This is a genomic window from Geoalkalibacter ferrihydriticus DSM 17813 (genome assembly GCF_000820505.1).
GTDB lineage: Bacteria > Desulfobacterota > Desulfuromonadia > Desulfuromonadales > Geoalkalibacteraceae > Geoalkalibacter > Geoalkalibacter ferrihydriticus.
Genome location: NZ_JWJD01000002.1, coordinates 596400 through 602663, shown reverse-complemented (window position 1 = coordinate 602663; position 6264 = coordinate 596400). Strand labels below are relative to the sequence as shown.

At 53.8% G+C, this 6264-nt stretch carries 15 protein-coding genes; all 15 read left to right on the top strand.

Going from position 1 to position 6264, the window contains the following annotated elements; translation table 11 throughout:
• On the top strand, positions 1-435 hold a 435-nt coding region (locus GFER_RS08985), incomplete at its 5' end, for an EF-Tu C-terminal domain-related protein (RefSeq protein ID WP_040098507.1).
• Positions 404-484, top strand: coding sequence for an EF-Tu C-terminal domain-related protein (locus GFER_RS19765; protein WP_082047987.1), 81 nt, complete (start codon positions 404-406; stop codon positions 482-484). The genes GFER_RS08985 and GFER_RS19765, both read left to right, overlap by 32 nt.
• Before the next feature lie 14 nt (positions 485-498).
• Entirely contained in the window at positions 499-807 is a 309-nt protein-coding gene (gene rpsJ, locus GFER_RS08980) for a 30S ribosomal protein S10 (RefSeq protein WP_040098505.1), read from the top strand.
• 32 nt (positions 808-839) lie between these two features.
• Positions 840-1472, top strand: a complete 633-nt coding sequence (gene rplC / locus GFER_RS08975; RefSeq protein WP_040098503.1) for a 50S ribosomal protein L3 — start codon at positions 840-842, stop codon at positions 1470-1472.
• Between the two features lie 27 nt (positions 1473-1499).
• On the top strand, positions 1500-2123 hold the full coding sequence (gene rplD / locus GFER_RS08970; RefSeq protein ID WP_040098501.1) for a 50S ribosomal protein L4: 624 nt from the start codon (positions 1500-1502) through the stop codon (positions 2121-2123).
• Positions 2120-2407 (top strand): 50S ribosomal protein L23, encoded by a 288-nt coding sequence (gene rplW / locus GFER_RS08965; protein WP_040098500.1) that lies wholly within the window; start codon positions 2120-2122, stop codon positions 2405-2407. The genes rplD and rplW overlap by 4 nt, the downstream gene beginning before the upstream one ends.
• 33 nt (positions 2408-2440) lie before the next feature.
• Complete coding sequence (rplB, locus tag GFER_RS08960; RefSeq protein WP_040098498.1) at positions 2441-3262, top strand: 50S ribosomal protein L2; 822 nt, start codon at positions 2441-2443, stop codon at positions 3260-3262.
• 28 nt (positions 3263-3290) lie between these two features.
• The gene (rpsS, locus tag GFER_RS08955; RefSeq protein ID WP_040098497.1) at positions 3291-3575 is read left to right on the top strand and encodes a 30S ribosomal protein S19; all 285 of its coding nucleotides are present in this window, start codon (positions 3291-3293) and stop codon (positions 3573-3575) included.
• A 25-nt stretch (positions 3576-3600) separates the two neighbouring features.
• The gene (gene rplV, locus GFER_RS08950; protein ID WP_040098496.1) at positions 3601-3933 is read left to right on the top strand and encodes a 50S ribosomal protein L22; all 333 of its coding nucleotides are present in this window, start codon (positions 3601-3603) and stop codon (positions 3931-3933) included.
• Positions 3934-3954: 21 nt separating this feature from the next.
• Positions 3955-4596: a 30S ribosomal protein S3 gene (gene rpsC / locus GFER_RS08945; protein ID WP_040098495.1), complete on the top strand. Its 642-nt coding sequence runs from the start codon at positions 3955-3957 to the stop codon at positions 4594-4596.
• A gap of 24 nt (positions 4597-4620) precedes the next feature.
• On the top strand, positions 4621-5046 hold the full coding sequence (rplP, locus tag GFER_RS08940) for a 50S ribosomal protein L16 (protein ID WP_040098492.1): 426 nt from the start codon (positions 4621-4623) through the stop codon (positions 5044-5046).
• Complete coding sequence (rpmC, locus tag GFER_RS08935) at positions 5036-5224, top strand: 50S ribosomal protein L29 (RefSeq protein ID WP_040098490.1); 189 nt, start codon at positions 5036-5038, stop codon at positions 5222-5224. Before rplP ends, rpmC begins: the two co-directional genes overlap by 11 nt.
• 18 nt (positions 5225-5242) lie before the next feature.
• Complete coding sequence (gene rpsQ, locus GFER_RS08930; RefSeq protein ID WP_040098488.1) at positions 5243-5509, top strand: 30S ribosomal protein S17; 267 nt, start codon at positions 5243-5245, stop codon at positions 5507-5509.
• Positions 5510-5521: 12 nt separating this feature from the next.
• On the top strand, positions 5522-5890 hold the full coding sequence (rplN, locus tag GFER_RS08925; protein ID WP_040098486.1) for a 50S ribosomal protein L14: 369 nt from the start codon (positions 5522-5524) through the stop codon (positions 5888-5890).
• 33 nt (positions 5891-5923) lie between these two features.
• On the top strand, positions 5924-6253 hold the full coding sequence (gene rplX / locus GFER_RS08920; RefSeq protein WP_040098484.1) for a 50S ribosomal protein L24: 330 nt from the start codon (positions 5924-5926) through the stop codon (positions 6251-6253).
• Positions 6254-6264 lie beyond the last annotated feature (11 nt).

Sequence of the window (6264 nt, the reverse complement as noted above, 5' to 3'; positions counted from 1 at the left end):
CAGGGTCAGGCCGGCGACAATGTGGGGATTCTGCTGCGCGGCGTCAAGCGCGAGGACGTCGAGCGTGGGCAGGTTTTGGCCAAGCCCGGTTCGATCAAGCCGCACACCAAATTCAAGGCCGAAGCCTATATTCTGACCAAGGAAGAGGGTGGGCGCCATACGCCGTTCTTCAAGGGCTATCGTCCCCAGTTTTACTTCCGGACCACCGATGTGACCGGTATTGTGGAGCTGCCCGAGGGAGTCGAGATGGTGATGCCCGGCGACAATATCGCCATGAACGTCAACCTGATCACTCCCATCGCCATGGACAAAGAACTGCGCTTTGCGATTCGTGAAGGTGGCCGCACTGTCGGCGCCGGAGTCGTCAGCGACATTATNCGTCAACCTGATCACTCCCATCGCCATGGACAAAGAACTGCGCTTTGCGATTCGTGAAGGTGGCCGCACTGTCGGCGCCGGAGTCGTCAGCGACATTATTGAGTAATAGAGGACGCTCTCATGCCCAGCCAGAAAATTAGAATTCGTCTTAAGGCTTACGATCATAAACTGCTTGATCTTTCTGTATCGGAAATCGTCGACACCGCCAAGCGGACTGGTGCGCGGGTTGCCGGGCCGATCCCTCTGCCCACGGTCATTAATAAGTATTGTGTTTTGCGTGGACCCCACGTGGACAAAAAAAGCCGGGAGCAGTTTGAGATTCGCACCCATAAGCGACTTCTCGATATCCTTGAGCCGACACAGCAGACTGTTGATGCGCTCATGAAGCTCGACCTCTCGGCCGGCGTCGATGTCGAAATCAAGCTTTAAATACAAATCGGCTCTTGAATAGGGTAAATGCTATGAGCAAGGAAATTCTCGGTAAAAAACTGGGCATGACCCAGGTGTTTGCGGCGGATGGTCGTCGCATCGCGGTGACTGTTGTGGAGGCTGGACCTTGCGTGGTCGTGCAAAAGAAGACCGTGGATAGCGACGGTTATAATGCTCTGCAGGTCGGCTTCGGTGCCAAGAATGCCGCACGGGTTAACAAGCCGATGATGGGGCACTTCAAAAAGGTTGGGCAGGGCGCTTTCAGCTGTCTGCGTGAAGTCGGTGTCGAAAATGTCGATGACTTCAAGCCCGGCGATCAGATCACTTGCGACATTTTTGCTCCTGGCGATATCGTGGATGTCTGCGGTGTCAGCAAGGGCAAGGGTTTTCAGGGGGTTATCAAGCGCTGGAATTTTGCCGGCGGCCGCGCGACTCACGGCTCCATGTTTCATCGCTCGCCTGGTGCCATCGGCGCCAGCGCTTGGCCGTCGCGAGTGTTCAAAGGCAAGAAAATGGCCGGTCAAATGGGCAATAAGCGGGTGACCACCCAGAATCTGCAGATTGTGGAGATTCGCCCGGAGCAGAATCTGCTTCTTATTAAAGGTGCTATTCCCGGTCCCAAGAACAGCGTGGTGGCGATCCGTCAGGGCATCAAAACCAAATAAATCGACGAAGGATTGGGGAGAAAGGCAATGGCAACTGTTCCGGTTTTTGACATCAATAAAAACAAAGTCTCAGATCTCGAGATTTCAGACGATATTTTCAATGCTGACGTTAAGGAGCACCTGATTCACCAGATGGTGCGTTATCAGCGTGCATCCTGGCGGCAAGGCACTGCCAAAACCAAGGGGCGCAGCGAAGTGTCCGGCGGCGGCAAAAAGCCCTATCGTCAAAAGGGCACTGGTAATGCGCGGCAGGGTACGATTCGTGCGCCTCACTTTGTGGGAGGCGGTACAGCGTTTGGGCCTAAGCCCCGTGATTATCAGTTCAAGCTCAACCGCAAGGTCAAAAAGGCCGCTTTGCGTTGTGCGCTTTCGGCGCGCTTCAAAGAAGAGCGTATGACGGTTCTCTCGGCTATCGAGCTAGAAAAAATCAGCACCAAGGCCTTTGCGGATGTGCTGAAGCGCTTTGAGCTTGACGGTGCGCTGGTGGTTATTGACGAGGCGAATCCGGTCGTGGAGCTTTCCGCGCGTAATCTTCCTTCGGTCAAAGTATTGCGTGCCGAAGGTGTCAATGTTTACGATCTGATGAAACATCGCCATCTGGTTCTGACCGAGGGCGCCGTTTCGCAGTTGGAAGGAGCGTTGCAGATATGAAAGCTTTGCATCAGATCATCCGCAAGCCCTTGATCACCGAAAAGACCAGCCTGCAGAAAGAGGTCGGTCAGGTGGTGGTTTTCGAGGTTGAGCGGGCTGCCAACAAGATCGAGATCAAGCAGGCGGTTGAAAAGGCGTTCGATGTCAAAGTCAAGAACGTCAATACCGTTCAGATAGCCGGAAAGGTCAAGCGGCGCGGTGCTGTCATTGGCAAACGAGCCAACCGGAAAAAGGCCTATGTGACCCTCGAAGAGGGAAGCAATATCGACTTTTTCGGCGTTTAATCTGGTTTTAGCTCAATTCATGGAGTCGCAATAATGGCAATCAAGAAATTCAAGCCGACCTCGCCGGGCCGGCGTCACATGAGTTCGTCCTCGTATGAGGACATCACCAAGACGACACCTGAAAAGTCGCTTGTGGCGCCGCTTAAAAAAAGCGGCGGCCGAAACAACCATGGTCGTATTACCAAGCGCCACACCGGCGGTGGTCATAAGCGCAGGTTTCGGATCATCGACTTTCGGCGTGACAAGAAGGAGATACCGGCTCGGGTTGCGTCCATCGAGTACGATCCGAACCGTTCCTCGCGCATCGCCCTGCTTCAGTATGCTGACGGTGAAAAGCGCTATATTCTTGCCCCTCTGGGGATCAATGTCGGCGATCAGGTGGTTGCCAGCGACAATGCGGACATTAAGCCCGGGAACGCCATGAGCATTCGTGCGATCCCGCTCGGCACCTGGGTGCACAACGTCGAGCTTCGTGTCGGCAAGGGTGGGCAGCTCGCGCGCAGCGCCGGTACCTATGCCATGCTTGCCGCAAAGGAAGGCAAATATGCGCAGTTGCGACTTCCTTCTGGCGAAGTCCGCCTGGTTTTGCAGGAATGCTGTGCCACTATCGGCCAGGTCGGCAACACGGACCATGAAAACGTCAAGATCGGCAAGGCCGGCCGGAACCGTTGGCTCGGGAAGCGCCCGCAGACTCGCGGTGTCGCAATGAATCCCGTCGATCATCCGCACGGCGGCGGCGAGGGTAAGAGCTCCGGCGGGCGTCACCCGGTTACTCCTTGGGGCGTTCCTACTAAAGGCTACAAAACCCGCGTGAACAAGCGCACCGACCGCTTCATTGTTCGCAAGCGCAAATAACTGCATCTGTTCCTGATAGGAGTCGCAAGTGGCAAGATCAATTAAAAAAGGTCCTTACGTGCAGGAGTGTCTCCTGCGCAAGGTTGACCTCGAGGGCGGCACCACCCGCAAATCGGTTATCAAAACCTGGTCCCGCCGCTCGACGGTTATTCCCGAATTTGTCGGTCACACCTTTGCTGTGCATAACGGCAAAAAATTCATCCCAGTGTTTATTACCGAGAACATGGTCGGTCATAAACTGGGTGAATTCGCCCCCACCCGCACTTATTTCGGGCACGGCGCCGACAAAAAGGGCAAAGGTAAAAAGAAGTAGGAATTTTTAATAGGAGCCAAGATCCATGGAAGCCAGTGCTAAATTGAGATATGCACGACTGTCCGCGCAAAAAGCGCGCCTTGTCGTCGACCTGATACGTGGCCGCAACGTGCAGGATGCGTTCAATGTATTGAAATTCAGCCCGCAGAAAGCTGCCGGCATCGTCTCCGGGGTCGTCGCGTCGGCCGTTGCCAATGCCGAGCAGAAGGGGGCATCTGATGTTGATCGGCTCTTTGTTAAAGAGATTTTTGTCGACCAGGGGCCGGTGTTAAAACGATTCCTGCCACGAGCCATGGGCCGTGCAAGTCGCATTCGCAAACCTACTAGCCATATCACGGTCGTACTCGGCCTGAAATAAACGATAAGAGGAGGTGACAGCTTGGGTCAGAAAGTTCATCCCGTAGGCTTCCGTCTGGGTGTTATTCGCACCTGGGATTCGCGTTGGTACGCGGAAAATAATTATGCCGATCTCGTTCATGAAGATCATAAACTGCGCGGATACTTGAAGAAACGCTTGTATCACGCCGGCATTTCCAAGATTGAGATTGAGCGGGCAGCCAATAAAGCTAAGATCAATATTTTTGCCGCGCGCCCCGGAATTATCATCGGCAAAAAAGGCTCTGAGGTTGAAGCGCTCAAGAAAGAGCTTGGAAAGCTGACGGACAAGGAAGTCTTCATCAACATTCAGGAAGTTCGCAAGCCTGAAATTGACGCCCAGCTTGTCGCCGAAAATGTCGCTTTGCAGCTTGAAAGACGCGTCGCCTTTCGGCGAGCCATGAAAAAGAGCGTTAGCCAGGCACTCAAATTCGGTGCCCAGGGCATCAAGATCAACTGCTCCGGTCGTTTGGGCGGGGCGGAAATGAGCCGCACCGAATGGTACCGTGAGGGGCGCGTTCCTCTGCATACCCTGCGCGCGAATATTGATTATGGATTTGCCGAAGCCAAAACCACTTACGGTATCATCGGTGTTAAGGTTTTGATCTTCAAAGGCGAAGTCCTCTCGCAAGCGCAGCAATCATAATCGGTTTTTCAGGAGTAAGCCGTCATGTTAATGCCCAAGAAGGTTAAATATAGAAAGCAACAAAAAGGTCGCATGAAAGGGGCGGCCGACCGGGGGACCGATCTCAATTTCGGCGACTTCGGTTTACAGGCGGTTGAGTGTGGTTGGTTGACCTCCCGCCAGATCGAAGCTGCTCGTCGTGCGATGACCCGGTATGTCAAACGTGGCGGCAAGATCTGGATACGGGTTTTCCCCCACAAACCGCTGACCAAAAAGCCCGCTGAGACCCGCATGGGTAAGGGTAAAGGGTCTCCGGAGACCTGGGTGGCGGTTGTGCGCCCTGGGTTGATTCTTTATGAAATGCAGGGCGTGCGTGAGGAAGACGCGCGCGAGGCCTTTCGACTTGCCGCGCATAAGCTTCCGATGAAAACCAAGTTTCTCGCCAGGGAGGTGGCCGGCAATGAAGGGTAGCGATTTGAGAGGGCTCGGCATTGCAGAGCTTGAGAAGAAAAACGCCGAACTTAGCCAGGAATTGTTCAACCTGCGATTTCAGCTTCATACCGGGCATCTGGAGAAATCTTCCAGGATCTCTCAGGTTAAGAAGGACATCGCTCGGGTCAAGACGGTTCTGGCGCAGAAACAGGGATAAACGGGAGCGATACAGGTTATGACAAAGCAGCGTGGAAATAGAAAAACCCGCATCGGGGTTGTGGTCAGCGACAAAATGGACAAGACTGTCGTGGTGCGCGTGGACCAGGTGGTAAAACATCCCGTTTATCAAAAATATATCAAGCGCAAGGTGACCTGTAAGGCCCACGACGAGCAGAACAGTTGCCAAATCGGCGACAAAGTGCTGATCGTCGAGTCTCGCCCTCTCTCCAGAGATAAGTGCTGGGCGGTACGCCAAATCCTTGTAAAGACCACGAACGTCTAGGAGATAAGAGCCATGATTCAGATGCAGACCATGCTTGATGTGGCAGACAATTCCGGTGCCCGGAAACTGTGCTGCATTAAAGTTATTGGTGGCTCCAAAAGAAAATATGCCGGAATCGGCGATATCATCATTTGTTCGGTTAAGGAAGCTCTTCCGAATTCTAAAGTTAAAAAAGGTGATGTTGTTCGCGCCGTGATCGTTCGTACCGCCAAGGAAGTCGGGCGCCCGGACGGATCATACATTCGCTTCGATAATAATTCGGCGGTCGTTGTGAACGCAGCCGGTGAACCTGTCGGGACGCGTATTTTCGGGCCGGTGGCGCGCGAACTGCGGGCCCGGCAGTTTATGAAGATCGTTTCCCTGGCACCGGAAGTCCTTTAATCCCCGCCAGGAACAAAGTGGAGAGCAATAGCCATGGCAACAAATAAAATGCATGTCAGAAAAAACGACATGGTCATGATAACAACAGGCAAAGATCGTGGCAAAACCGGAAAGGTCCAACGGGTTTTTCCCGAGAAGGGCCGGTTGATTGTTGAGAACCTTAACGTTGTTAAGCGCCATACCCGCCCACGTGCCGGGCAGGGGGAGGGTGGTATCGTCGAAAAAGAGGCGGCCATTCAGGCGGCAAACGTTATGCTGGTGTGCCCTGGCTGTGCCAAGCCCAGCCGCACCGGAAAACGTCTTCTCGACGACGGCAGCAAGGCGCGATTCTGCAAAAAATGCAACGAAATTGTAGATAAGTAAGGGAGATTCAT